The 26,200-nt window shown below is 32.0% G+C and carries 28 protein-coding genes; 17 read left to right on the top strand and 11 right to left on the bottom strand.

Going from position 1 to position 26,200, the window contains the following annotated elements; all coding sequences use genetic code 11:
* The gene (locus ABXT66_RS08305) at positions 1-759 is read left to right on the top strand and encodes an SDR family NAD(P)-dependent oxidoreductase (protein ID WP_443643034.1); all 759 of its coding nucleotides are present in this window, start codon (positions 1-3) and stop codon (positions 757-759) included.
* A gap of 3 nt (positions 760-762) precedes the next feature.
* Here the strand turns inward: ABXT66_RS08305 and ABXT66_RS08300 are convergent, their stop codons facing one another.
* Positions 763-1,833 (bottom strand): tartrate dehydrogenase, encoded by a 1,071-nt coding sequence (locus ABXT66_RS08300; protein ID WP_443643033.1) that lies wholly within the window; start codon positions 1,831-1,833, stop codon positions 763-765.
* 15 nt (positions 1,834-1,848) lie between these two features.
* Positions 1,849-2,169: an NIPSNAP family protein gene (locus ABXT66_RS08295; RefSeq protein ID WP_443643032.1), complete on the bottom strand. Its 321-nt coding sequence runs from the start codon at positions 2,167-2,169 to the stop codon at positions 1,849-1,851.
* A gap of 101 nt (positions 2,170-2,270) precedes the next feature.
* Here ABXT66_RS08295 and ABXT66_RS08290 point away from each other — a divergent pair, with 101 nt between their 5' ends.
* Positions 2,271-3,410 (top strand): alpha-hydroxy acid oxidase, encoded by a 1,140-nt coding sequence (locus ABXT66_RS08290; protein ID WP_443643031.1) that lies wholly within the window; start codon positions 2,271-2,273, stop codon positions 3,408-3,410.
* A gap of 26 nt (positions 3,411-3,436) precedes the next feature.
* Here the strand turns inward: ABXT66_RS08290 and ABXT66_RS08285 are convergent, their stop codons facing one another.
* Positions 3,437-4,390: an alpha/beta hydrolase gene (locus ABXT66_RS08285; protein ID WP_443643030.1), complete on the bottom strand. Its 954-nt coding sequence runs from the start codon at positions 4,388-4,390 to the stop codon at positions 3,437-3,439.
* Between the two features lie 324 nt (positions 4,391-4,714).
* Between ABXT66_RS08285 and ABXT66_RS08280 the strand changes: the two genes are divergently transcribed.
* Positions 4,715-5,878, top strand: a complete 1,164-nt coding sequence (locus ABXT66_RS08280; protein ID WP_443643029.1) for a putative manganese transporter — start codon at positions 4,715-4,717, stop codon at positions 5,876-5,878.
* A 2-nt stretch (positions 5,879-5,880) separates the two neighbouring features.
* Here the strand turns inward: ABXT66_RS08280 and ABXT66_RS08275 are convergent, their stop codons facing one another.
* Entirely contained in the window at positions 5,881-6,504 is a 624-nt protein-coding gene (locus ABXT66_RS08275; protein WP_443643028.1) for a HupE/UreJ family protein, read from the bottom strand.
* A gap of 137 nt (positions 6,505-6,641) precedes the next feature.
* Between ABXT66_RS08275 and ABXT66_RS08270 the strand changes: the two genes are divergently transcribed.
* The 4 genes from ABXT66_RS08270 to ABXT66_RS08255 are packed head-to-tail and all read left to right on the top strand — an operon-like array spanning position 6,642 to position 9,052.
* On the top strand, positions 6,642-7,454 hold the full coding sequence (locus tag ABXT66_RS08270) for a GAF domain-containing protein (protein ID WP_443643027.1): 813 nt from the start codon (positions 6,642-6,644) through the stop codon (positions 7,452-7,454).
* Positions 7,455-7,456: 2 nt separating this feature from the next.
* Positions 7,457-7,768, top strand: coding sequence for a hypothetical protein (locus ABXT66_RS08265; RefSeq protein ID WP_443643026.1), 312 nt, complete (start codon positions 7,457-7,459; stop codon positions 7,766-7,768).
* Between the two features lie 22 nt (positions 7,769-7,790).
* Entirely contained in the window at positions 7,791-8,705 is a 915-nt protein-coding gene (locus ABXT66_RS08260; protein WP_443643025.1) for an alpha/beta fold hydrolase, read from the top strand.
* Positions 8,705-9,052 (top strand): DUF952 domain-containing protein, encoded by a 348-nt coding sequence (locus ABXT66_RS08255; RefSeq protein ID WP_443643024.1) that lies wholly within the window; start codon positions 8,705-8,707, stop codon positions 9,050-9,052. The genes ABXT66_RS08260 and ABXT66_RS08255 overlap by 1 nt, the downstream gene beginning before the upstream one ends.
* Here ABXT66_RS08255 and ABXT66_RS08250 read toward each other — a convergent pair.
* Positions 9,005-10,078, bottom strand: a complete 1,074-nt coding sequence (locus tag ABXT66_RS08250; protein WP_443643023.1) for a glycosyltransferase family 4 protein — start codon at positions 10,076-10,078, stop codon at positions 9,005-9,007. The two genes, ABXT66_RS08255 and ABXT66_RS08250, sit on opposite strands and share 48 nt — an antisense overlap.
* A 95-nt stretch (positions 10,079-10,173) precedes the next feature.
* On the opposite strand from ABXT66_RS08250, the gene ABXT66_RS08245 reads away from it, so the two are divergent.
* Entirely contained in the window at positions 10,174-10,770 is a 597-nt protein-coding gene (locus ABXT66_RS08245; RefSeq protein ID WP_443643022.1) for a glutathione S-transferase family protein, read from the top strand.
* A 6-nt stretch (positions 10,771-10,776) separates the two neighbouring features.
* Here the strand turns inward: ABXT66_RS08245 and ABXT66_RS08240 are convergent, their stop codons facing one another.
* Entirely contained in the window at positions 10,777-12,024 is a 1,248-nt protein-coding gene (locus ABXT66_RS08240) for a glycerate kinase type-2 family protein (RefSeq protein ID WP_443643021.1), read from the bottom strand.
* A gap of 100 nt (positions 12,025-12,124) precedes the next feature.
* Between ABXT66_RS08240 and ABXT66_RS08235 the strand changes: the two genes are divergently transcribed.
* From ABXT66_RS08235 to ABXT66_RS08220, 4 genes are all read left to right on the top strand, one after another.
* Positions 12,125-12,910, top strand: coding sequence for an oxepin-CoA hydrolase, alternative type (locus ABXT66_RS08235; RefSeq protein ID WP_443643020.1), 786 nt, complete (start codon positions 12,125-12,127; stop codon positions 12,908-12,910).
* Between the two features lie 95 nt (positions 12,911-13,005).
* Complete coding sequence (locus ABXT66_RS08230) at positions 13,006-13,647, top strand: hypothetical protein (protein ID WP_443643019.1); 642 nt, start codon at positions 13,006-13,008, stop codon at positions 13,645-13,647.
* A gap of 92 nt (positions 13,648-13,739) precedes the next feature.
* On the top strand, positions 13,740-14,411 hold the full coding sequence (locus ABXT66_RS08225; protein ID WP_443643018.1) for a nitroreductase: 672 nt from the start codon (positions 13,740-13,742) through the stop codon (positions 14,409-14,411).
* A 31-nt stretch (positions 14,412-14,442) separates the two neighbouring features.
* Positions 14,443-15,654: an MFS transporter gene (locus tag ABXT66_RS08220; protein ID WP_443643017.1), complete on the top strand. Its 1,212-nt coding sequence runs from the start codon at positions 14,443-14,445 to the stop codon at positions 15,652-15,654.
* Positions 15,655-15,672: 18 nt separating this feature from the next.
* Here the strand turns inward: ABXT66_RS08220 and ABXT66_RS08215 are convergent, their stop codons facing one another.
* Positions 15,673-16,686 (bottom strand): MBL fold metallo-hydrolase, encoded by a 1,014-nt coding sequence (locus ABXT66_RS08215; protein ID WP_443643016.1) that lies wholly within the window; start codon positions 16,684-16,686, stop codon positions 15,673-15,675.
* A 176-nt stretch (positions 16,687-16,862) separates the two neighbouring features.
* Here ABXT66_RS08215 and ABXT66_RS08210 point away from each other — a divergent pair, with 176 nt between their 5' ends.
* The 3 genes from ABXT66_RS08210 to ABXT66_RS08200 are packed head-to-tail and all read left to right on the top strand — an operon-like array spanning position 16,863 to position 20,334.
* Positions 16,863-18,080 carry a CaiB/BaiF CoA transferase family protein gene (locus tag ABXT66_RS08210; protein WP_443643015.1) on the top strand — a complete coding sequence of 406 codons (1,218 nt, stop codon included), beginning with the start codon at positions 16,863-16,865 and terminating at the stop codon, positions 18,078-18,080.
* Between the two features lie 21 nt (positions 18,081-18,101).
* Positions 18,102-19,343: an MFS transporter gene (locus tag ABXT66_RS08205; RefSeq protein WP_443643014.1), complete on the top strand. Its 1,242-nt coding sequence runs from the start codon at positions 18,102-18,104 to the stop codon at positions 19,341-19,343.
* Positions 19,344-19,362: 19 nt separating this feature from the next.
* On the top strand, positions 19,363-20,334 hold the full coding sequence (locus ABXT66_RS08200) for a nucleoside recognition domain-containing protein (RefSeq protein WP_443643013.1): 972 nt from the start codon (positions 19,363-19,365) through the stop codon (positions 20,332-20,334).
* Here the strand turns inward: ABXT66_RS08200 and ABXT66_RS08195 are convergent.
* Entirely contained in the window at positions 20,331-21,029 is a 699-nt protein-coding gene (locus ABXT66_RS08195) for an SDR family NAD(P)-dependent oxidoreductase (RefSeq protein ID WP_443643012.1), read from the bottom strand. The genes ABXT66_RS08200 and ABXT66_RS08195 overlap by 4 nt on opposite strands.
* Positions 21,030-21,130: 101 nt before the next feature.
* On the opposite strand from ABXT66_RS08195, the gene ABXT66_RS08190 reads away from it, so the two are divergent.
* Together ABXT66_RS08190 and ABXT66_RS08185 are read left to right on the top strand one after the other, a co-directional pair.
* Positions 21,131-21,853: an alpha/beta fold hydrolase gene (locus ABXT66_RS08190; RefSeq protein ID WP_443643011.1), complete on the top strand. Its 723-nt coding sequence runs from the start codon at positions 21,131-21,133 to the stop codon at positions 21,851-21,853.
* Positions 21,854-21,874: 21 nt separating this feature from the next.
* Positions 21,875-23,041 (top strand): acetyl-CoA acetyltransferase, encoded by a 1,167-nt coding sequence (locus ABXT66_RS08185; RefSeq protein ID WP_443643010.1) that lies wholly within the window; start codon positions 21,875-21,877, stop codon positions 23,039-23,041.
* A 36-nt stretch (positions 23,042-23,077) separates the two neighbouring features.
* On the opposite strand, the gene ABXT66_RS08180 is transcribed toward ABXT66_RS08185, so the two are convergent.
* Genes ABXT66_RS08180 through ABXT66_RS08170 form a run of 3 tightly spaced genes read right to left on the bottom strand, consistent with a single transcriptional unit; the run spans position 23,078 to position 26,083 of the window.
* Positions 23,078-23,875: an enoyl-CoA hydratase-related protein gene (locus ABXT66_RS08180; protein ID WP_443643009.1), complete on the bottom strand. Its 798-nt coding sequence runs from the start codon at positions 23,873-23,875 to the stop codon at positions 23,078-23,080.
* Positions 23,876-23,900: 25 nt separating this feature from the next.
* Positions 23,901-24,932, bottom strand: coding sequence for an acyl-CoA dehydrogenase family protein (locus tag ABXT66_RS08175; RefSeq protein WP_443643008.1), 1,032 nt, complete (start codon positions 24,930-24,932; stop codon positions 23,901-23,903).
* Positions 24,929-26,083, bottom strand: a complete 1,155-nt coding sequence (locus tag ABXT66_RS08170; RefSeq protein WP_443643007.1) for an acyl-CoA dehydrogenase family protein — start codon at positions 26,081-26,083, stop codon at positions 24,929-24,931. Before ABXT66_RS08170 ends, ABXT66_RS08175 begins: the two co-directional genes overlap by 4 nt.
* Positions 26,084-26,200 lie beyond the last annotated feature (117 nt).

The raw sequence follows: 26,200 nt of genomic DNA, 5'->3' as shown, positions 1-26,200 counted from the left end.
ATGGAAATAAATAATAAAGTTGTTGTTATTACAGGTGGTGCTGGTGGTATTGGATTAGCGATTGCAAAAGCTTTTTTATTGGAAGACCCAAAGATAATAGTGTTGGCAGATATAAGTTTTGAAAATTTTAATTTTAAAAATGATAAAGTAATTAATAAACAATGTAATGTTTCTAATCAAACAGATCTAAATAAATTAATAAATGAAGTTAATCAAGAATTTGGCTTGATAGATATATTTTGTTCTAATGCTGGAGTTTTGTCACTTGGTAGTGAACAATCTATTAATGAAGATTGGGATAAAAACTGGAATTTACATGTAATGTCTCATGTCTTTGCATCAAAGAAATTAATACCAGATATGTTGAAGAGAGGAAGTGGATATTTTGTCAACACTGCTTCAGCTGCAGGGTTATTAAGTCATATAGACTCAGCAACATACTCCACCACTAAACACGCTGCTATTGGTTTTGCTGAATGGCTTGCTATTACTTATGGAAAAAAGGGGATTGGTGTTTCAATTTTATGTCCACAAGCTGTAAAAACAGCAATGATAAAAGGAAGAGAAAATGAAGTTTCAGCCTTAGATGGTATGATGAACCCAGAGACGGTTGCAATTGAAGTTGTAAAAGCAATTAAAAAAGATATTTTTCTAATTTCTCCTCATTCTGAAGTTGTTGGTTATTTCCAAAATAAGGCTAATAATTATGCTCGTTGGATTGGTGGAATGCAAAAACTAAGAAGTCGACTAAAATCCTAAACGCTATAATGCATCTAATATAGCCACTCCACAATTCTTTGTGTTAGCGTTCCCTCCAAGATCACCTGTTCTATATTCTTTGTGCACTAATACTTCTTCAATCGCTCTTACTATATCATCGGATGCATCTTTATAACCAAGATGATCAAGCATCATTGCTCCTGCCCAAATCTGCCCTATTGGATTAGCAATTCCTTTCCCTGCAATGTCAGGAGCAGAGCCGTGAACCGGTTCAAATAGTGAAGGAAATTTTTTCTCAGGGTTTATATTGCCTGAGGGAGCTATCCCAATGGTTCCTGTACAAGCAGGCCCTAAGTCAGATAAAATATCTCCAAATAAGTTAGAAGCAACGACGACATTAAATTTATCTGGATTAAGTACAAAGTGAGCACATAAAATATCGATATGATATTTATCCCATATTACATCAGAATATTGTTTTGCCATTTCTTCAACTCTTTCATCCCAATATGGCATAGTTATAGAAATACCATTGGATTTCGTTGCTGAAGTTAAATGTTTTTTTTCAGTTTTTTGAGCAAGTTCAAAGGCAAATTTAAGTACTCTATCAACGCCAACTCTAGACATAACAGTTTCTTGGAGTACAATTTCTCTTTCTGTATCTGGAAACATTCGCCCACCTATTGAAGAATATTCGCCTTCTGTATTTTCTCTTATAATATAAAAATTGATATCGCCTGGGTTTCTGTTAGCTAGAGGTGAGGGAACACCAGGCATTAACTTAACTGGTCTAATATTAATGTATTGGTCAAATTCCCTCCTAAATTTTAATAAAGAACCCCATAAAGAAATATGGTCTGGAATTTTTTCTGGCCATCCAACAGCGCCAAAGAATAATGCATCATGTGAACCAATTTGTTGCTTCCAATCGTCTGGCATCATTTGTCCATGCTTTGAAAAATAATCGTATGAACTAAAATCAAAATGATCAAAATGAAGATTGATATCGTGTTTACCTGAAATCTTTTCTAATACTTTTAATGCTTCTGGCACAACTTCTTTCCCTATTCCATCGCCAGGAATTACTGCTATATTATATCTGTTTTTTGCCATTATGTTATTACCTTTTTAATTTAAAATTGGTGTCCATGGTGCTGCTGTCATTAATTTATTTTCTTGAGTTAATACTAGTGGTCTAAATTCAGTTGCAAATTTCAAGAAATCTTGATCAGCATAAATTGTCTTCCATAAAGTTCTTCTACTATTATCATCTTCAAATTGCCATACGTGAATAATTTGATTTAAGGCTCCAACGTCACCAATATAATATCTAACAATATTTTTTTTATATTTCTTTAAAGCAGGCCAACCTAGATTTTCATATACTTCAATAGCTTTGTTAAGTTTGCCTACATGAAGAGTATAAGTCCTTAGCTCGAAAATATTCAAAATCACCTCCAACACAATTATATCTATATACTTTTAAAGTATTATTGAGTTTATAATATTTTTATCTAATAATGACATATCAGATAATAAAAGGAAGTTTAATGAATATTTTAGAAATTAAAGATTTAGAAAAATTAGCTCAGAAAAAAGTTCCTAAAATGTTCTTTGACTATGTGAATTCAGGTTCCTGGACCGAAACAACTTATAATGAAAATGTTTCAGATTTCCAAAAAATTAAGTTAAGGCAAAGAGTAGCTATTGACATGTCAAACAGAACTCTTGAAACAGAAATGATTGGTCAAAAAGTCGCAATGCCAATGGCCATTGCTCCAACAGGACTTACTGGAATGCAACGAGCTGACGGTGAAATTTTAGCTGCACAAGCAGCAGAAGAATTCGGAATTCCATATACTTTGTCAACTATGAGTGTTTGTTCGATTGAAGCTGTGGCAGAAAAAACAAAAAAGCCATTTTGGTTTCAATTATACGTTATGAAAGATAAAAAATTTATGGAACGTTTAATTGATAGAGCAAAAGCTGCAAAGTGTAGTGCTTTAGTGTTAACATTAGATTTACAATTATTAGGGCAAAGACATAAAGACATAAGAAATGGACTGTCTACTCCACCAAAACTTGTACCAAAGCATATCTATCAAGTTTTAACGCGTCCAGCATGGTGTATGCGAATGCTTACTACTAAAAATCACTTTTTTGGAAATATAGTTGGTCATGTTGATGGTATAAAAGATGTTAGATCTTTAGGCTCATGGATTGGTGCGCAATTTGATCAACAACTTGACTGGAAAGAAGTTGACTGGATTAAAAAAAGATGGGGTGGTAAATTAATAATAAAAGGAATTTTAGATGCCGAAGACGCTCTATTAGCTGCAAAAACCGGTGCCGATGCAATTATAGTTTCTAATCATGGTGGAAGACAACTAGATGGAGCTTCTTCTACAATTAATATACTGCCAGAGATTGTTGATAAAGTTGGTAAACTTATTGAAGTACACATTGATGGTGGCATTAGATCTGGTCAAGATGTTGTTAAGGCAATGTGTCTAGGTGCTAAGGGAACTTATATTGGAAGAGCTTTTTTATATGGACTTGGTGCTTTAGGTAAAGAGGGTGTTACCAAAGCTCTAGAAATCATAAAAACAGAAGCTGACATGACAATGGCACTATGCGGAAGGCGAGACGTTCATGATTTAAATCATGATAATATTTATACACAGAAATAAAGTTAGTACTTTAATAAGTAATTTTTTTAAAGTTTAGAAAATATTGTTTGTGCCGCTTTTCCCATTTCTTTAATACAAATTAAAGAGGTTGGTAACTGCACAGAATTACTTAAAAAAGCATGCATCTGTCCTGGAAACAATCTGTAATGAACTTCATTTCCGAAAGATAAAAGCCTTCTCTTATACGCATCTCCCTCATCTACTAGAGGATCTAATCCTGCTCCATAAATATAGGTAGGGGGCAAGTTAGACAAATCTGCTGTCAATATAGGTGAAGCTCTCCAATCAACTTGTTCTTTTGTATTATTTAAGTAGTGGTCGGCAAAATATTTTATCGTTTTCTTGTTTAAAATCATTCCTTCAAGCTCAATGTCCATGGATCTTCTGCACATAGTCATATCCACCCAGGGGTATACTAGAATTTGTCCATGTACTTTTGGAATAACATTATCTCTAGACATAATTGTTCCTACTGTAGCTAGAGTCCCCCCAGCGCTATCTCCACATAAAATAACTTTGTTAGGATCAAAATTAAATTCCTCTGCTCTTTCAAGTATTTTAGTAATGGCATCTTTTGTGTCTATTACTGGTGCAGGAAATTTATGCTCTGGGGCCAGTTTATAATCAACGGCTATAATTGTTGCTTTTCCTTCTTTGCAAAGATGTCTGCAAACTAGATCATGACTTTCTAAATCGCCCATTACAAAGCCACCACCGTGAAAATAAATTATCAAAGGTGATGTTTTATGTTTTGGATCACTTGTCGAAGAATTAAAATATTTTCTAATAGGAATGTCTCCAAGCGTTCCTTTAACAGATAAGTCTTCAACATCTGATATGTCAACTCTTAATTCTAATGGTGTATCTGCCATTTTAGCTCTTAGAGCTCTAAGCTCCTGAGGAGTGAAGCTCTCTAGTGCAGGGGCATTATTTTTTAAACGTTCATCAATTAGTATTTGTGTATCTTTATCAATTTGCATTTTAATTCTCACATAGGTCATAATATTTAACTATAATTCTGTTTTAATTCTATTTGAATTAATGTTCATATCAAGTAATTAATAAACGTAAAGCCATGCAACTTAATGGATGATTTAGATTTATAATAAAGAAAATAGATTATGATAGTTGTCTTATTAATAGTTATTTTTATAGCTTTGATTGTGTTTCCGTTAATAGTTTCAAGGGCAGCTGAAAAAAAAGATAAAAAATAATAAAATTAGCCAAGACTAACTTTATTAGGTTATTGACGTTATTAATGTCTTATGCAATATATATAGTAACTTCAATTACAGTGCAATTTTATGAATTTTTATAGTCAACAATCAGCAAACCCTCTCATAATAAGATATCAATTATCTTTTATAACGAGTTTGGTTTTTGTTACTTTATTTTTGGCCTTGTTTATAGAAATAGAAGTTTGGAATATTATACAAAAGGCAATATCTGATGCATATATTCAAGTAACTACGTTTGTAGCTGCAACACTAATTATTTTTTATTCGCTAGAAAAATACTTTAAATTTGATTTATCTTCATCAATTAGAAATAGACCTTATTTTGAAATTGTTCTTGCATCATTTTTAGGGGCTTTGCCTGGATGTGGTGGCGCTATAATGGTTATAACCCAATACGTACGAGGAAAATTAAGCTTTGGGTCTGTTATGGCCACTTTAACTGCTACCATGGGTGATGCAGCATTTTTATTAATAGCAAAAAAACCACTTGTTGGCTTTGCTATGTTACTTGTTGGTTTTATTGTAGGTTTGGTATCAGGTATTTTGGTAAATAAAATACACGGTCCTGATTTTATGAGAGATAAAAAATCGTTATCAATAAAGTTACCTGAAAAAAAGGAATTTTATCATTCTTCAAAATTAGATGTTTTTTGGATAGCCTTATTTTTACCAGGAATAATTCTTGGTATATTTACTGCTTTTCAATTTGATTTAGATGCTTATTTTTCTAGATTTTATGTAGATGGCTTGGCAACACTTTTTGGATTTTTTGCTGGTAGCTTATGCTTTTTTATGTGGTTATGGTCTTTTATAGGTGGGTTTAAACCAAAAATGTCTTCACCAAATGAAACAATAACTAGAAGAACGGTATCAGATACCAACTTTGTTACAGGTTGGGTTATTATAGCTTTTTTATGTTTTGAATTGACAGTTTATTTAGTTGATTTAGATCTCAAGCTACTCTTTAGCGATATATTATATTTTGTTCCTTTGATTGCAGTATTAATAGGTTTCCTACCTGGATGTGGCCCTCAACTATTAGTAACCACTATGTTTATAGCAGGTTTTTTACCATTATCAGCACAGATTGGAAACGCTATATCAAATGATGGTGATGCATTGTTTCCGGCGCTTGCAATAAGCCCTAAAGTTGCTCTAGTGGCAACAATATATTCTGCCATTCCAGCATTGATTGTGAGTTATGGATACTTAATTTTCTTTGAGTTATAATTTTAAATTAATGTCTCAACGTTCTCAATAAAGTACGTCAGTCCAACGCCAGTAAAAATTGCTCCAACAAACCTTGGCTTTAAAGTCAGATGATAATATTTTGTTATTAAAAAACTGGACCCAAAAATTAAAACAAATCCAATTAGTGCTATTCCTATTAGATATGCAATTAACGGAGAGGCTTCAATTCCCACTACAGATTGCCCAAATGCATATCCATGAAAAAAACCACCTCCTGAAGCTAATATAATTGGGAAGTAAATATTAATTCTTTTATCATACAAGGATGTAAACCCAGCAATTATTATGGAAAGTGAAATTATTAATTCTGAAAAAGGTACCACTAGAAAATTTACTGATAAAATAGTTCCTATGAGAGAGAATGTTATAAAATATAATGGTAAAATAAATTTATTTTTAAAATAAGAAGCTATTATTCCAAAAGTAAGGATAAAAGCAAGATGGTCAAATCCTATAATTGGATGAGCTATACCTGAAAGTATTCCATTTAGAAAATTTTGAGGAAGCGCTCCTCCCATTGGATGGTGAGCAAAAGCAGGAAAAGAAATCAAGAAGAAAATAAGAACTAAATTTTTTTTAAAAAAATTCGATGTTAGTGCTAGCATATTATTATCCTGAAAAATTGATTAATTTTATAGCTTTAATTTGATATATTAACTTAAAACAGCTTCTTGATATTTATAAAATCTGAGATTACTGTAATATAGATTAAAATTAAACTTATTATTGAGTATTTTTTCATATGAATTTCAAACCTGCACAAATACCCTCTAATGACACTAAACGAGTAGAAGCAGTTCATAGATCAGGTGCGACTGAAGACATCGACAGTAACCTGTATGAAATATATTGTTTTTTAGCTAAAGAAATTACTGGATGTCCTGTGAGTTGGACAGGTGTAATTGACTCTGAAAAACAAGTTATTTTAGCTAGAGATGGTTTCCCTGACGATGTGCCGAACGAAATGCCAAGAAATCAAACTTTATGTCAATTTGCTTTAGAGAAAAAGCAACCCCTAATTATTAATAATATGGTTAAAGATGCTCGTTTTAAATACCATCCTGCAGTAACTGATTTTGGAGTAAAATTTTATGCAGCATTTCCAATTGTTACTTCTGACGGGTATACTTTAGGAACTTTGTGTGTAAGTGATAACAAGGTAAGAAAATTAACAAAGCACAAAATAAGTCTGTTAATGGGATTAGCCACAAAACTAGCCTATCAATTAGAGGTTCAAGTTTCTCAAAGAAAAGGGACGGCAGAATCAACTATACATATATTAAATAAATTATTACTGAAACATCCAAATTTGAAAGTTTTAGAAGCTATCTCAGTATTAAAATTTTTTATTAAAGATTTTATTTCTTTAGAAGAACAAAAGTTCATTGTAAAACTGGGTCTAGGCTTTGAGAGTAATAATAACATTGAAATATCAAGTGATGGAAAGTTGTTAAAAAAAGAGCTTAACCTTAATATTGGAACTTTAAAACGAGTAAAGAATTTGTCATCTAATGAAGATGAGTTGATGAATATGCTTGGGCAGATAAAAGGTTAAAAATGTTTGGAAAGATATTAAATTTTAAATTTACGTCAGTAAGTGAAGCTAAGTTAGCAGCATCTTTTTGCTCAGAAAAATTTGGATCAAAAATTTCCTCTTTCAACATTGTAGGTCTAAATATTTTTATTGGACAAACAGGAGATTTGAATGTTTCAATTAAATTTGAAAACCCAGACGCATTAAATAAATTTGAAGAAAATTATATTTCTATTATTGCTGACTTGAAAGAGAGTTTAGTTTTTAAAGAAAATAATTTTGTTGGAGTATGTGCTTATACATATGAAAAAGAGGCAGCAAGTACAGAAACGTAAATATTCTTAAGGTTTTTGAAGTATGATTAATCATGATGAAACATTTAGAGGAACATGGCCATTTAAACCTAACTTCTTCAATGGAAATGGTTTTAAACAGCACTATATTGATGAAGGTCCTACAGACGGGATTCCCATTATAATGCTCCACGGTGAACCAACTTGGGGATATATTTACAGAAATTTTATTCCTCAGTTATCAAAGAAATATAGAGTGATAGTTCCTGATTTGATGGGGTTTGGAAAATCAGAATCTCCTCAAGATAAAGAATATACTCTTAAAACTCATGTGGAAAATCTTGCAAGGTTAATTGATTTTTTAGATTTAAAAAATATAACCTTTGTCGGACAAGATTGGGGAGGACCTATTACTGGGGCTTACTCAATAAGAAATATTGATAGAGTAAAAGGTTACGTTTTAATAAATACTTTATTTGGATATAGCAAAGAAGAAAGACCTAAAGGTTTAACTCCATGGTTCAAATGGATAAAAAAACATCATGAAGCAAATACACTTGAAGGAATTTTAGGTGAGCTTGGATCAACGGTTTTATCAGTGATGAAAATTCCAAATTTTACAAATAATAACATCATAAACGATAATTGGATTAATGCTTACTCTTCACAATTTCCTAATAGAGCTAGTTGCATAGGAGCTATTAATTTTCCCCTTGATGCGCTTTTAAATAGAATTGTACCATTTATAGTTGAAGGTATTAAGCAGGGTAATTTGAGCGAATTATGCTCTAAGCCTGCAATTTTAGCTTATGGCATGCAAGATAAAGCCATAGACCCAGACTATGCAATTAGAGATTTTAAAGCTCTATTTCCTAATTCCAGTGTTACTAAAATACCAAATGCTGGACACTATTCACAAGAAGATGAGCCACAAATTCTAATTGATTTAATCGACAAGTTTATGAGTGAGAATTCTTAATGACATACATATATAAAGTATGTTCAAAAAAAGAATGGAATGATGCAAGTGAGGTTGGTTTTTATTCAGGTTCAGAGGTTGATATAAATGACGGTTTTATTCATTTATCTACAATTAATCAAATACAAGTAACAGTTTCAAAACATTTTGCAGGTCAAGACGGTCTGTTAATTATACAATTTGATGAAAAAAAAATACAAAATAAACTTAAATGGGAAGCATCTAGGGATGGGGATCTTTTCCCTCATTATTACGGAAACATAAAAACTAAATTAGAAGATAAAAGATTTAATTTAGATTTAGGAATTAATGGTGTTCATAAATTTCCTGAAAACTTTTTCTCCTAGAAATTTTTTTAAGAATTGTTTTTTTGCTTCTAATCCAAATTTTTTTCTTTTACTTTCGTTATTTATAGCTTCCTTAATAGTATCTAAAAGCAGGCTTGAATTTAATGGGTCAACACACCAACCAGTTTTCATATCAAAGACTGCATCTCTAATTCCACCCTCAACTCCTGCAATTGACGGTACACCATAAGAAGCAGCTTCAATATAAGAAATACCAAAACCTTCAATAGAATTTCTAACTTTATAAGAGGGCATTACAAAAAGATCTGCTTTTTTTAGAAGTTGATTTTTTATTTCATTAGAAACTCTTCCTAGTAATCTGACGTGTTTGCTCAAACCTAAATTATCAATATAATTTTTAATTTCAGTTTCTTGGTTTCCTTCTCCACATATTTCCCATATGAAAGGTTTTATTAATTTTTCTTTATGAAGATAACCTAAAGATTTTAAAACAGGTATAATACCCTTTCTTTCTTCAAGTCTTGTAATAGAAAGTATTGATACTTTTTTTGTTGGTTGTTTAAAAATATTATTTTCATCAGTTGCTTTTAGTGAATAGGTAGGTGGTATTACGGATTTTTTAATTTCTGTAATATTCATATTATTTATTAAATCTAGAGTATAATTAGAACTGCTGATTATATGATTAGCTCTATAAAGCGATTTCTTGATTTGATTAGCTTTTTTGGTTGCTAAATATTCTTGTCCATGGGCGAACACTATAATTTTATTTACTTTTTCTGGAACTGCGTTAACAGATTTCCAGCTGTCACAAATAACTATGTCGTTATCTTCATATATTTTGGCTACTAAATTCTTTTTCACGATATGTCTTAATAACTTTGGAGTGAAGTTGTTATGAATATGAAAATTGGAATTAGAAATGTTAAAGTTTTTTTTAAGAAAGTGATCAGGAAAAACATGTGTTTCTTCAAAAGTTGCTAGCTTTTTACTTATTGTCTCCATTACTGTTTGCATTCCACCTGATTTTGGAGGAAAAGTCTGTGTCACAATTAGATACTTCATAAAAGCCTTCTGTTAAAATATAAATATAGCATCAAATTTTAAAGTTTGCATTAAAGCAATCTAAGTTTTAAAACTATAATTTTAAAGGTGTTGTAATGTATAAATTAACTTTCAGTCCTGCTTCTCCATATGTTCGTAAAGTAATGCTAGCTGCTTTTAGATCAGGTTTAGATAAACAATTAGAACTTCTCACTGATGATAAAGACATAAGAAGTAAAAATCCTTTAGGGAAAATACCAATAGTTGAAAAGCCTGATGGAGATTGTCTCTTTGATAGTAGAGTAATTATCGACTATTTTAATAGAGAAGGCGGTGGCCTTATTCCTGCTTCTGGAAAAGATAGAGATACAATTTTATCAAGATCAGCACTGGCTGAAGGAATAATTGACGCTTCTTTATTGGTAGTTTACTCCGATAGATATGCAGGTGGCGAAGTTCCTTCTAAAATGTGGTTGGATTTGCAAATAGGGAAAATCGATAAATCCCTAGATTTCATAGAATTGGATATAGTTAATTGGACTGATCCATCGGGATTTGATGCTGCTAATATTGGTTTAGCTTCTGCACTAGGTTATTTGACATTTAGGAATGTAAGGGACTGGGAAACCAATAGACCTAATATTAAAAAATGGTACGAAAATGTTGCATTAAAACTTCCAGGGTTCAATGAAACAATACCTGTTAGCCCTTAATTGTTTTTAAGGTTCAATTAAAACTGCTCTAAAATCATTCACGTTTGTTAATGTCGGTGAAGTATATATCAAATCATCTATTGATTTAAAAAATGTATATGAGTCATTGTTACTTAGATAATTTTCTGGGTTCTTATTAGGAGAACTAGCCTTATTTAGAGTATTTTCAGATATATATGCACCAGCATTATCCTCAATGCCGTCGATACCATCTGTATCAATTGCCAGAGCACTAATGCCTTTCATTTTATCCAAGCTTATGGCCATGGATAACATAAATTCTGTATTTCTTCCACCTTTACCATCACCTTTAACTGTAACTGTTGTCTCTCCTCCGGATAAAAGTATTAGGGGTTTATTCAAATTTATATTTTTATATTTTTTATCTTTTTTAATTTGCAGTGCTAATTCAGCCATTTTTTTTCCCTCTACATGAGCTTCACCTTCTAAAGTGTCAGACAAAATTATAGGAATAAAACCTTGTTCGTCTGCTACTTTAGCTGCATTTTTAAGCGCCATCATTGGAGTTGCAAGCATATACCTAGGAGTATTATGAAGCTGGGGTAATGAATTTTTAATAATAATATTATGAATCTCCTTACTAATATTTATTTTATAACTGTCTAATATAGAAATAGCGTCTTCATTCTTCCCATTTGCTTGAATAGTGGGCCCGGAACCAATATAGGCTGGATCATCACCTGGTATGTCTGAAATCATATAAGTTGTAAGACTTGCAGGAAAAATAGCTGCAGCTAGTCGCCCTCCTTTGATTTGAGAAAGTGACCTTCTAACGATATTCATTTTATCAATAGGAGCACCAGATTTTAAAAGTTCATTATTTATTCTTTGTTTTTCTTCAAATGAAACACCATTAAAAGGTAAAGTGAGTAGTGATGATGCTCCTCCAGAAATTAAAAAAACTATATGATCATCCTTTGTTGCTTTATTTGCTATATTGAATAACTTTTGGGTGGCTAACAAACCTGCTTGATCAGGATTTGGGTGTGAAGCTTCGTAAACTTCAACAAACTTAGTATCTGTAAAATGTCCATATCTTGTTATGACTAATCCCTTCAATGGATGGTTATAGCTATTTTCAAACTCAGCAGCCATGCTAGCAGAAGCTTTCCCTGCACCTAATAAAATTAAATCTCCTTTAGGGGGGGTAGGAATATGTTTAAACTTACCTTTTGGCATGGCGGCTTCTAGAGCTGCATTCATAATTAATTTTAATGCCTTCTCTTTTTCCATCATGTGTATAAATTCCTATTTTTATTTTTTGAAGGTTGACGAAACTTATCATTAAATTCAATAATATATTATCTTTAAATTTTTAAAATACAGGAATTATATGTCTATTATTGAAAATACAATCCATGGCAACACAATGTTATTGACTTTAAATAACCCTACAAAAAGAAATTCAATGGTAAAAGGGTTTCATGATGAGTTTCAATCTTCAATTAAAATGGCAGAAGAAAACAAAGATGTTTTTTCAATTATAATCACGGGTGCAGGAGATTTTTTTTGTGCAGGAGGTGACTTGAATGCGTTAAAAACAAGACGTTCAATGACCGAAGAACAAAGATATGAAACTTTAAATCAATTAAATGGAACTATAGAAGCTATATATAATTGTTCAAAACCTGTGATCTCTGCAATAGAGGGTGGTGCAGCTGGCGCAGGTGTATCATTGGCTATGGCATGCGACCTTGTTGTTATGAGTGAACACACATTCTTTTCTTTAGCTTATGTAAAAATTGGTCTTACTCCTGACGGAGCTGCAACAAAATTTTTGTCTGAAACAATGCCACGTCAATTACTTTCTGAAATGGCCATGATAGGAGGAAAAATTGATTCTTCTAGATTATATCAAATCGGTGCCGTTAATGTTTTAGCTCAAAAAGGTAATGCAAAAGAAACTGCAATGGAACTCTCAAAAAACTTTGAAAATCTTCCTAAAAATTCAATATCAAGAATTAAAAAATTAACTAGGTCTGCCTACGGTAATAAATTTACTGAACAAATCAAATTAGAAACAGATTTCATGGTTCAATCTCAAGGAGACAATGAAAGTATAGAAGGTATAGACTCTTTTTTAGAAAAAAGGTCTCCAGACTATAAAAAATTAAGATGATTTTTTATATGGCATACTGATTGCTAATTACCTTTATTATGTCCTTAAAAAAGTTGTTTAATATTACCTTAATAATTACAGCATACATATTATTTATGTTGAAAAGTTCATTTGCATTAGAAATTAAATCTAAATGCAAAGATGTTATTCGAAATATTGAAAATATAACTGACATTCCAAGTGGCTTACTTTTGGGAATTGGTCGAGCAGAAGCGGGAAGAATATTAAAAAATAATGAAATGGTGATATGGCCTTGGACAATTAACCATGCTGGAAAAAGTTTGTTTTTCGATAACAAAAATCAGATGAAATCATATTTATTAAAGCATACTAAAAAAGGTGATAATAATCTTGATGTGGGTTGTATGCAAATTAACTTAAAATGGCATAAACAGAACTTTAAAAATATAAAAGACATGTTATCTATTGAACCAAATGTTTCTTATGCAGCGTCATTTTTGATACAGTTAAAAAACAAACATGGTTCATGGGAAAAAGCCATAAAACATTATCATTCTTCCGACCCAGTTAAAAACAAGCCATATTTGAAGAAAGTTTTAAGTTTTTGGAAGTCAAACAAGAAAAAACCAACACAAATTGCTGATAATAAAATAAAAACAAAAATCAACTTTTCTAAGACCAACAGAATAACAGAATCTATAAAAGAAACCCAACCATATTTATTTGCAAGAATTGATAAAGTAAACTTCTTTAGGAAAATCTTTGCAGAAAACTAAATAAATTAATTAATTAATTGATTAAAAATAAAATATGTAAATAGTTAAATAGTTAACTATTTTTATTAACTTCTTACATTGAGGCGTGAATTATGGATGTTAAAGAGGCTTTTATTTCAAGAAGATCAGTTAGAAGATTTTTACCTGATCCAATACCTAAAGATAAAATAAAAAATATATTAGAGTGCTCAGCCTTTGCACCAAGTGGTCATAATATTCAGCCTTGGCATGTCTACGTAGTTGAAGGGAAGAAAAAAGAAGCTATAACTAAATCTATTTTAGGATCTATTGAAGATGGGTCTGCAAAAAATTTTAAGCAAGAATTTGATTATTATCCTACTGAATGGTTTGAGCCCTTCGTTTCTAGAAGAAGAGCAGTGGGCTTTGAACTTTATAAGTTATTAAATATTGGAAGAGATGATTTTGAAGCTAGAGATAAACAAATGCAGGAAAATTTCCATTTCTTTGGTGCCCCTGTTGGAATGTTTATCACTATGGATAGAAGGCTAGCCACTGGTACTTTTATGGATGTTGGTATGTTTATACAAAGCATATTAGTAGGTGCCAGAGGTGAGGGTTTACATTCGTGCGGTCAAGTTGCGTTTACTAAATTTCATACCTTAATTTCTGAGCATCTAAATTTTAAAGAAAATGAAATGTTAGTTTGTGGAGTATCTATTGGTTATGAGGATACTAATGCACCTGAAAATGCTCTTAGGGTAGAAAAATTAAAACATACGGATTATACAACTTTTTTATCTTAATGAATAAAATTGAATTACGGTTACTTTAATTATGAAAATTATATCTTTTGATAGCTCCAAAAGTTATTCGATACCTGATCTTTATCTCAATATAGGTCATCTCTTAGATCATTTTATGATGCTTATATTTGCAAAGGCTGCCTTCGATGCTGGAAGAGAATTTGGCCTAAGTTATGAGGAAATAATTGTTTATGGAACTCTAGGAGTTGTTTTATTTGGTGCAGCTGCACCTTTAGCTGGATGGCTAGCTGACAAATACTCACGAGCTATTCTAATTACAGTTTATCCTTTTGGCCTTGGATTAGGTTCTATTTTAGCTGCATTTTCACAATCTACGGAAATGTTGGGTTTGTCGCTTGGTATATTAGGTTTCTTTGCTGCAATTTACCATCCAGTAGGAATAGCAATGATTGTTAAGCGTCCAGGAAAAGTTGGTTTGAGATTAGGAATAAATGGAGTTTGGGGAAATATGGGTGTTGCATTAGCTCCAATACTAACAGGATTTTTAATAGCGTATGCTGATTGGCGTTTAGGGTTTTTGATTCCTTCAATAATGTGTTTGTTATTTGGAATATCTCAACTATTTGCTTTTATTGAACAAAATGAAACCGAAGTGAAAGTAGATAATACTAAAAACAGTAAATCTTCATCTGTTTTAACTGAAGGATGGCAAACTGTTTTATTTTGTTTGAGTATAGTTACTCTTTCAGGAGGGTTTATATTTGGATCATTAACTTTTCTTATACCAAGGTTGTTTGAAGTTAACATGTTACAAATTTCAAATGATGTTGCAATAACAGGTCTTCTAGCAGGATTAGTTTATGCCATTGCGTCTTTTTCACAAATAGGAACAGGATGGTTAGTTGATAAAATTCCTCCAAAATATGTTCTGGCTGCCATGGGTTTAGGGCAATTGATTTTTATTTATATAGCAAGTCAGTCGTCTGATTTTGGTTTATTATTTATTATGTTAGCAGCGATGATTTTTGTTTTTGGGCAAGTCCCAATTACTGACGTTATTTTAGTTAAATATGTTAAAGATAGTTGGAGAGGAAGAGTTCTTTCTATAAAATTCATGATAAATTTATCAGCTGGTGCAAGTGTTTTACCAATTACGTCTTTATTACTAAAAAATGGGTATGATTTTTCTTTTGTACTTCAATGTTTAGCCTTAATATCGATAAGTGTGATTATAGCTGGAATGCTTTTACCTAATAAATCACCAACTTTAAAAGCTGTATAATAAAACCCTTCATAATTTTTAAATTTTCTTATAGTGAACTGTCCCACGTTCATCTATTTCGCTTTTTGCCCGACCAGTCACATCAAGGTGTATGAGGTGTGCTCGAGCCTCTCCAATAGCAAAGTGCATTTGTTCATCACCAATTTTTCGATCAAAAATAATGCTTATGGAATCCATGATAGTAATACTTTTCTTTTTTAAAGCCTCAATTATTAAGGCTAATCTATGATTATGATGCTTTATTAAATCTTTGGCTCTTTGTGCACCTTCGTCAAATGGCCAGTCATGACATGGGAAAACACTGGTTTCAGGTCCAATTTCTTGTATTTCATTTAAGTATTTTAGATATTCACCTAACCTGTCATCCAAAGGGTCAAAAAAATTATCTGAAATGTTAGGAGATATTCTTGGTAATAAAAAATCTCCAGAAAGATACAATTTTCTTTCTTTATCTAATAAAGAAATATGTTCGGGCGAATGACCAGAGTCGGTTCTGACAATCCATTTTCCATCATTTGAAATAAATTCATGACCAGCTTTGATAATTTCGAATTCTGGAAGTTCATAAACTCTATTTTTATATAATCTTGTAGCAGGGCCTTTGGCAATAATATCCTCTTCACTCATACCTGCGCGAACAAAAACATTTCTAAATATTTTAGCATATTCATCATCTGGCATTGATCTAAATGTTTTAGCGGTGAAAAGCTCTTTTTCCGTTGTGTAACATTTTATGTTAAGCTTTTTTTGTAACCATCCAGCCATACCAATATGATCAGGATGGTAATGAGTTATTACAATGCCTGCAAATTTTTTTGATTTTAGTGGACCGTTAAGTAACGCCTCCCAATGTTCTTCAGAGTGTTCAGATTTCAATCCTGCATCAAGGATTAAAATACCCTCAGGTGTATCCATTAGAAATAAATTTACGTGATTCAAACGAAAAGGTAGTTCAAAATGTGCCCAATATAAATCTGATGCTATTTTTGTTAATTCACCAAATTTTGGCTTGTTAATATCTAATTTTGTCATTTAATTCTCTAGGATAAGTTTATTGGTAATTTTTATTTAAGATGTTAAGAATATACAATAAAGTTAAATGAATTTTAGTAAATCTAAAATTTTATAAAAAAAATGCAATGTTTAATGTTTTTGGGTATATTTCAAAAAAATAAATAAAATTTTATAAACTGTAAGAGATATAAATCATGAATAATTCACTTGAAGGTATAAAGGTTTTAGATTTGACTAGAGTATTGGCAGGTCCATATTGCACTCAAATGCTTGGTGATCTTGGCGCTGATATAATTAAAGTTGAAAGGCCTGGAGGAGGTGATGATACTCGTGGATTTGCTCCACCATTTGTTAAAAATGATAATGGTGAAGATACTGATTTAAGCGCGTATTATTGTGGGGCAAATAGAAATAAAAAATCTATTACAATAAATCTAAGTGAGAAAGAAGGACAAGGCCTAGTAAGAAAATTGTTGTCAGACTGTGATATCTTAGTTGAAAATTTTAAAACAGGTACTTTAGAAAAATATGGTCTTGGTTACAAAGACTTAAAAAAAGATTTTCCAAGATTAATTTACTGCTCAATCACTGGCTTTGGTCAAACCGGACCATATGCGTCTAGGCCTGGGTATGACGGTTTAATTCAAGCTATGGGTGGCGTTATGTCACTTACCGGAGATCCAGATGGTGAACCTATGAAAGTAGGAGTTCCAATTGGTGACTTAATGGCCGGAATGTTTGCATCAGTAGGAATATTAGCTGCAGTAAGGCATCAAATTCAAACAGGTCAAGGACAATTCATTGATATTGGAATGCTGGATACTCATGTCGCGTGGTTAGCAAACCAGGGGATGAATTATCTTTCTACTGATAAAAACCCTGACAGACTAGGCAATCAACATCCCAATATTGTCCCTTACCAAGTAATGCCAACTTCAGATGGTTATATAGTCTTATCGATAGGTAACGATCCTACTTTTGAAAGGTTTTGTAAGTTGGCTGGTGAAGAAAAGTTACTAGGAGATGAAAGGTTTAAAACTAACGCAGATAGAGTTTCAAATAGAGAATTTGTTACAAATACTTTAAACGAGATTACTAAAAAACATAAATCTGATTGGTGGTTAACAGAATTGGAAAAGCAAAAAATAGGTTGTGGCCCAATCAATACATTAAGCGAAGTTTTCTCTGATCCTCATGTTAAAGCAAGAGAAATGGTTGTCCAGATGGATCATAAAAAAACAGGGAAGGCTCCTTTAAAGTTGATAGCAAATCCAATTAAAATGGAACAGACACCTCCAACCTACAGGATGCCACCTCCTTTACTAGGAGAACATACAGATGAAATACTGTCAGAAAAAATTGGTCTTTCTAAAAGTGAAATTATAAACCTTAAAGATAAGGGTATCATATAATAAATTTTCTGAAAGTAACTGATGGTTGATTCTATAAAAAACAGACATACAATAACTTCAATTGAACAAGACAGTTTGAAGTCATGGTTAAGGTTGATACTTCTATTTACAATAGGTGTCGTTGGTACTGTAGGTATGTGGTCAGTAGTCGTTGTTATGCCTGCTATTGAAACTGAGTTTAATATAGATAGAGGTAAGGCAAGTTTACTATATGCGACTACTATGGTGGGTTTTGGGCTTGGTAATTTTTTAATTGGAAAAGTTATTGATAGATTTGGATTAAAAATACCAATTATTTTTGCAACATTTATACTTGTCTCTTCGTATTTAACAGCGATAATTTCAACTGAATTCTGGCATTTATTAATTTTACAAATTTTTATGGGAACTGCTGCAGCTACTTTTTTTGGGCCTGCAATGGCTGATATTGGTAATTTCTTTGAAAAAAGAAGAGGCTTAGCAGTAGCAATTATAGCTAGTGCAAATTACGTGGCGGGAGCCTTTTGGCCACTTCTCATAAGTTCTTTTCTAGAATCAAATAACTGGAAAGACGTTTATTTTATAATAGCAATCATTTGTGCAACCATTATGTTTCCCATTGCTTATTTCTTAAAAAACAACATTGCAAACAATATATCTGGTAATGATATAGCTACCAAAAACACTTCTCTAAATAATTTATCACCAAGCACATTACAAATTTTATTAATTTTAGCAGGTATTGGGTGTTGCTTAGCAATGGCAATGCCCCAAGTACATATCGTAGCCTTATGCGTTGAAAGAGGTTTTGGATTAGGAATAGGTGCTCAAGTGTTGTCTGTAATGCTCTTTTCAGGAATGATAAGCAGAATTGGATTTGGATATTTATCTGATAAAATTGGCCCAGTTTATACTTTGTTTATAGGGTCTTTTTTACAAATGCTTTCATTGGTATTTTTCTTACCCTTTGACAGTCAATTATCACTTTATATAGTTTCACTAATGTTTGGGCTTTCTCAGGGAGGGATTGTCCCGGCATATGCAATGATAATAAGAAAATATTTGCCTATTGAAGAAATTGGAGAAAGAGTTGGTTTAGTGATTATGGCTACAATTGTTGGTATGGGTCTAGGTGGCTGGATGTCAGGTGAAATATTTGACTTAACCCAATCATATAAATTAGCATTTGTGAATGGAATTTTTTGGAATTTCACAAATCTACTTATAGTTACGTTTATAATGTGGAAGATTTATTTTCAAAAAGATAAATTTCAATATAGTTAACCTTTTTAGAGAATGATTTATGAATAAAATTAAAGAACTATCCATATCATCTTATGAGATAACTCTAGAACTTTTCAAAGTGATGATACCAACTCTCATAGTTATTAAAATATTAGAGGAAATAGGTTTTGTTCAGGTTTTAAATACATTTTGTGCCCCTTTAATGCTTTTATTGGGATTACCTGAGGCTATTTCTTTAGTATTTACAACATCGATGCTTACAAGTCCTTATGCAGGTTTAATAATTTTTTCAGGGCTTCCAATTGATGAAACTTTTACAGCTGCACAGGCAAGTGTGTTAGGGTTATTAATATTATTTACTCATTCTTTACCTATAGAAGTTATTATCTGTCGAAAAGCAGGAGTGAGAGCTCGTGCAATGATATTTGTTAGGCTAGGTCTCGGTGTTTTGTCATGCTACCTTCTAAATTTGTTTTTCCAGATTACTGGATATATGAACTACTCAGCTACAATTTTATTACCAAGCTTAGAAAGTGCGCCAGATATTTTAAGTTGGGCTTTGTCCCAGTTGAAGGGACTTGCTATGATATTTATTATAATTGTTGCGTTAGTAATAATTTTAGATTTTTTAAAATATATAGGTGTTGAGAGATTAATTGAAAAAGCTTTAAAGCCTTTTTTGAATTTTCTTGGTGTTGGAGAAAAAGCTTCTACGATTGCCGTTGTTGGGGTCACTTTAGGGATTGGTTTTGGAGCAGGTCTTTTAATTAAGGAAGTTAAAACTGGAAAATTACATTACAAGGATGTGTTTGGTATCATAATTCTAATAGGAATGCTTCACAGTATAATAGAAGATACTGCAGTTGTATCTCTAATAGGTTCTAATATAATTGTAACTCTTTTTTTAAGAGCGGTTTTGACATTATGTATAGTTTACATTTTCATGAGGTTGGGAAAAAGTTTTACAGATGAGTTTTGGCAGAAACATCTTACTAATTACAATATACCGGAATATAAGCCTAACACTTAGTATGGAATTACTTTATTATCCCAAGCAAATATTTTGCCGTTGTCATTTATAGATTTACTTTCAATTACCTCCCTTAACTTTTGGGCAGAAAATTCAGGTGTAAAATATTCTTTATTCTTTTTCCGAAATGGTTGTGATAACTTAGAATCTACTGTTCCAGGATGTAACCCAAAAATTATACTTTCAGGGTTCAATCTTTTTTGTTCAATAGAAAGCCCTTTTAAAATCATATTTAAAGCTGACTTAGATGCACGATAAGAGTACCAACCACCTAGTTGGTTGTCTTCAATACTTCCTACTCTAGCAGATAAAGAAGCAAATTTAGTTACTCTGTCTCGATGAAGTAAAGGCAAAAAGTATTTAGCAATTAAAGCAGTCGGTATTGTATTAACATTAAACATATCTATGAATTTATTTGCAGAAAAGTCTTTTATTGATTTCTCTGGATTGTCTAGAGCACCAACTGTTATCAAAATAACATCTAATCTATAGTCAAGAGATTGTGCTTCAATTTTCAAACTTTCTTCGTTTGCATAGTCAACTTTTCTTGATGTAACCAAATTGTTATTTAAGCTCTCACCAGTTCTTGAAAAAGCGAAAATTTTATTTACGTTTTCATATTTTGAATACTCAAGACATAAAGCCTTTCCAATTGCTCCTGAGCTTCCAAAGATAGCGATGTTAATTGTTTTCATGATAATTCTTAAATTAGCTCGAGACAAAATTAGTTGATCAATATACTTTATTATAATGATATATATATTATCATTTTATTCATTAATTTAAAGAGAGTGATATGAAAAATAATAAACCCCATTTTGTTTTAATTCATGGAGCATGGCACGGTGGATGGGTTTGGACAGAGGTTGCGCAATCTTTAATCTATCAAGGTTATAGTGTCACTTGCCCTACACAAACGGGTTTAGGTGAAAGAAAGCATTTGTTATCTTCAAACATTACCTTAGATACTTTCATTGAAGATATTGTTAATCATATTATTTTCAATAATTTAGACAATGTAATATTAGTTGGACATAGTTTTGCTGGGAGCACAATTAGTGGTGTGGCAGACATATTGAAAGATAGAATTAATAGACTTATTTACTTCGACGCAGTAATTTTATCTGATGGTCAAAGTCCTTTTGATATAGCTCCACCTGAAGTGGTTAAAGAAAGAATTGCGCTTGCTGAAAAATCAGAAGGTAAACTTTCAGTCCCAGCACCTAATCCAGAGGCATTTGGAGTTTTTGATATCAGAAAATCAATTATGCTTAACAAACAATTAACACCTCACCCCATTAGTACTTTTCAATCTAAGCTAAAGTTAAAAAATGAAATTGGAAATGGCCTTCCTCTAAGTTATATCTTTTGTACTAATCCTGTTTATGAATCTCTAGAAAGTTCAAGAGAAGTTGTAAGGAAAAGTAAGTGGCCAATTTTTGAATTACATGCAGGTCACAATGCCATGTACACACATGCAAAGGAAACTTTAAATTTACTTATGAAGATTTGTAATTAAAATAATATTTTGGAGGTCTATATGTCATCTTGTATTACTGGTTGGGGACACAATAAATTTGGTATAAATAAAGAACAAACATCCGAAAACATGATTGCTGATGTTGTTCAACAAGCAATAAATCATGCTGAAATATCACCAAAAGATATTGATGCGATCTTTGTAGGTACTTTTAACAATGGATTTCAAAAACAAGATTTTCATGGTGCTTTGCCTGCTGTTTCTCAGTTAGACTTAAGGTATGTTCCTGCTATGCGAGTTGAAAACGCTTGTGCAACTGGCTCTGCAGCTATCCACACAGCAATGAATGCAATAGAAGCTAAAAGAGCTAAAACTACGCTTGTTGTTGGTGTTGAAAAAATGACAGATACATCTTCTGAGAAAGTTGGTGACATTCTCTTAGGGGCTAGTTATCGACCTGAAGAAGGCGATACAAAAGGAGGTTTTACGGGCGTATTTGCCACTATTGCAAATGCTTATTTTCAAAAATATGGAGATAAGTCAGATATATTAGCTAAGATAGCAGCTAAAAATCATGCAAACGGGTATTTTAATCCACTAGCTCATATGCAAAAAAATCTTGATTTTAATTTTTGCAATTCTATTTCAGACAAAAACCCTTATGTTGCCGAGCCACTTAGAAGAACAGATTGTTCTATGGTATCAGATGGCGCAGCTGCATTAATTATTCAAGACTTTGATCTTGCTCTTTCGGCTAAACGAGCAATCGCATTTAGAGCAAGAAGACATGTGAATGATATTTTACCTTTAAGTAAGCGAGAAAAAACTGAATTTGAAGGTGCTCGTCAAGCTTGGAGTAATGCCTTACAAGATGCAAAAATAAACCTAGATGATTTATCTTTTGTCGAAACTCATGACTGTTTCACTATTGCAGAACTTATCGAATACGAAGCAATGGGTTTAACCAAAGTAGGTGAAGGCTATAAAGCCATTGAAGAGGGCTGGGTTCATAAGCATGGAAAACTGCCTATAAATCCATCAGGAGGTTTGAAGTCAAAAGGACACCCAGTTGGTGCAACAGGCGTTTCTCAACATGTAATGTCTGCTATGCAGTTGACTGGTGAAGCAGGAGACATGCAGATTCAAGATGCGAATTTAGCAGGCATTTTTAATATGGGTGGTGCTTCAGTAGCGAATTATGTCTCTATTCTAGAAAGAATAAGATAGTTCTTTTACTTGACTACTTTAAATGTATTTATAATTCTAAGAATTAGTATAATTAGGTTTTCTTTTTTCTAAAAGTGCGTCTATGGCCTCTCTATGATCATCAAGCTGTTGAAGAATAGCTTGTTGACTAGCTGCCATTTCTAGAGCTTTGTCTAAAGGTACATCTTGTGACATTTTTAATAACCTTTTAGCTCTCCTTGAAGCTTCAGGAGGTTGAGATACTATTTTATCAGCTATTTTATAAGCTTCATCCAATAATTCTTCATTCTTAACAACTTTTGATACAAGCCCCCAATTTAATGCCTTATAAGCGTCGAGAACATCGCACGTTAAAATCATTTCATTTGCTCTTGCAAGGCCTATTATTTTAGGAAGAAACCAGGATCCTCCGTCACCTGGTATAATTCCAATTCTAAGAAAACTCTCAGAAAATTTTGCATCTTCTGCAGCAATTCTTATATCGCACATTGTACATAAATCATTTCCTGCACCAATAGCATGTCCATTTACCGCTGCTATGACAGGAACATCAATTGAGTTCATCGTAAGAGGTATTTTTTGGATGCCAAACCTGTACCAATCTTCTAACTCAGTAAGTGACATATTATCTTTCGTGGTCATGTTTTTAATTTCTTGAAGGTTTCCACCAGATGAAAAGCTTTTTCCAGCTCCAGTCAAAATAATGCAACCAACATTTTTGTCTTTATCTGCTTTTTTTAATGAATTTACCAATCCATCAATTATATCATCTGAAAGAGCATTTCTTGTGTCAGGTCTGTTAAGTGTAATTTTAACAATTCTTTTATCTTGTTCATATAAAACTGATTTTGACATTCTGTTCCTTTTTAAAATTTAAGTATTAATAAGTTAAATATTCCCATAAATTTTGATTGTTGTTTTCTAAGAATTTTTTTCCTAAAAAAGTTTCCCAAAAATTTTCATTTCCAAAATCATTTCTCCAACTATTAAGATTTCTAGTAAAATAAGCTAATTCATATTCTTGGGTAAAGCCAATAGCACCATGAACTTGGTGAGAAATAGCAATAATTTTTCCTGCTGCAATTCCAGCTCTTATTTTCAATATAGCAATATCTTGAATATTTTTATTGGCTTCATCTATGTTTCCTACAGCAGATAAAGCTGCTGATGAAGCAGATAATTCAACGGCCATTTCTGAAATTTGATGTTGTATAGCTTGAAACTTAGACAATGTTCTTCCAAATTGTTTTCTTTGAGAGCAATAATCAATTGATAAGGCTAAAGCCTTCTCCATTGAACCAATCATCTGAGCAGATCTCATCAGAGCTCCCAAATGATTGAAATCAATTTTTGAGTTTAGTGGCTTTATATCTATTATTTCACAGTTTTTAATTTGTAAATCAAAGCGTGGATCAGCTAGAAAGTTTTTTTTAGGCTGAAGTTTTTCGCTTGTATTATGTAAAAGAATAATATTTTTAATATTCTTAATTTCAGTAATAAGGATAATTTTATCTGTTAAGTTTAAAAATGGAATAGAACGTAAATTTCCAGAAATTTTATTATTTGTAATATTAATGTCTACGCCATCAGTTGCAAAAGTTACTATGCCATTTGGTGGGTTAATATCAGATTCAGATAATAAGTAATTACTTAATATTGTTTCTGAAAATGGTAGAGGCGTTCCAAAGTTATTAGACATTTTGATGAGGGGTAAAATAAAAGAAAATGGTAATCCTGACCCATTAAATTTTTCTTTAACAATTATCTTTGAAAGACCCTGTTCTTCAATATCATTCCATAAATTTATCAAATTTATATTTTCTTTATCTATGAACTGACGTAGATCGTGATTGACATGTTTGTTGAAGATTTTAGAGGCTGTTTCTAAAATAATAGCCAGTTCTTCATTCATCTTAAACCTAACTGCCTAGCTATTATTCCTTTCATAATTTCAGTTGTGCCACCTCTTAACGAATTGGAAGGTATTCTTAGAGTAGCATCCTCAAACAAATTTTGTAATTGGTTTGGCCACTCATAAAGTGGAATAATATTTGAAAACTCTCTTAATGTTTCAATCATCGTTTTTTCAAATTTATTACCTAGCTCTTTTACAAAAGCTGCCTGTGTCTCAGGAGATTCTCCATTTTGTAACATTGATGCTATAGAAAAACTCATTCTTCTTAATGTTTGTAATTCAGCAATTAGCTTACCAATTATATTTGAACCAGATTTCAATAATTTATTTCGAAATTCATTAATAAATCTATCAAGTAGAGTAAAGTGAGAGAGAAATCTTTCGGGACCAGATCGTTCAAGAGCTAGTTCACCAACAACTTGTGACCAGCCTTTACCCTCTTCACCTAATAATGCATCTTCAGACAATTGAACATTGTCAAATAAGGTCTCATTAAAATGACGCTGACCAGTCATATCTGGTATACCCGTGATGTTTACGTTTGGAAGAGATAAATCAACTAAAAATTGGGAAAGACCCTCATGTCTATTTTTTTCAGATGGAGGGCCAGTTCTTGCAAGAACTATCATATAGTTACATAGATGGGCGCCAGTAGACCAAATTTTACGTCCTTCCAAGTTCCATCCAGTTACAGTTTTTGTTGCTTTAGTTTTTACAGAAGCAAGGTCCGAACCAGAGTCTGGTTCGCTCATACCTATAGCAAAAAAACATTCACCAGAAGTTATTTTAGGAATTATTGATGATTTTTGTTTCTCTGTTCCATACCTTAAAATCTGACTTCCACTTTGCCTGTCTGCAATCCAATGAGCGGCAACAGGCGCTCCTGAAGCTAAAAGTTCTTCTGTAATAACATATCTCTCAAGGGCAGTTCTTTCATTGCCTCCATATTGTTTAGGGAATGACATTCCAAGCCAGCCTTTTGATCCAAGTTTTCTACTAAATTCAGGGTCTGCAGCAAAAACCCAAGAGTCAGCCGCTGGAACAAATTCGTTGTTGTTTATACATTCACTAATAAACCCTCTTACTTCAAATCGTAAACTTGAAAGATCATTTGTTTCTTTAATTGAAGGGAAAGTAAATTTAGACATAAGTTATGCTTTTTGTTTATTAAATATTATAAATAATTTAAATTATATAGAGTAAACGTCAATATAATTAATTGGATAATATTAAGTTTCTTAATTGAAATAAAAGGTTCAATAACT

Origin of the sequence: Candidatus Levibacter sp. Uisw_134_01, from assembly GCF_047717795.1 — a bacterium.
In the GTDB taxonomy this organism is placed as follows: Bacteria; Pseudomonadota; Alphaproteobacteria; order Puniceispirillales; family Marisalimonadaceae; genus Marisalimonas.
The sequence above is the reverse complement of the archived record's forward strand: the minus strand, read 5'-3'. Positions and strand labels throughout refer to the sequence as shown.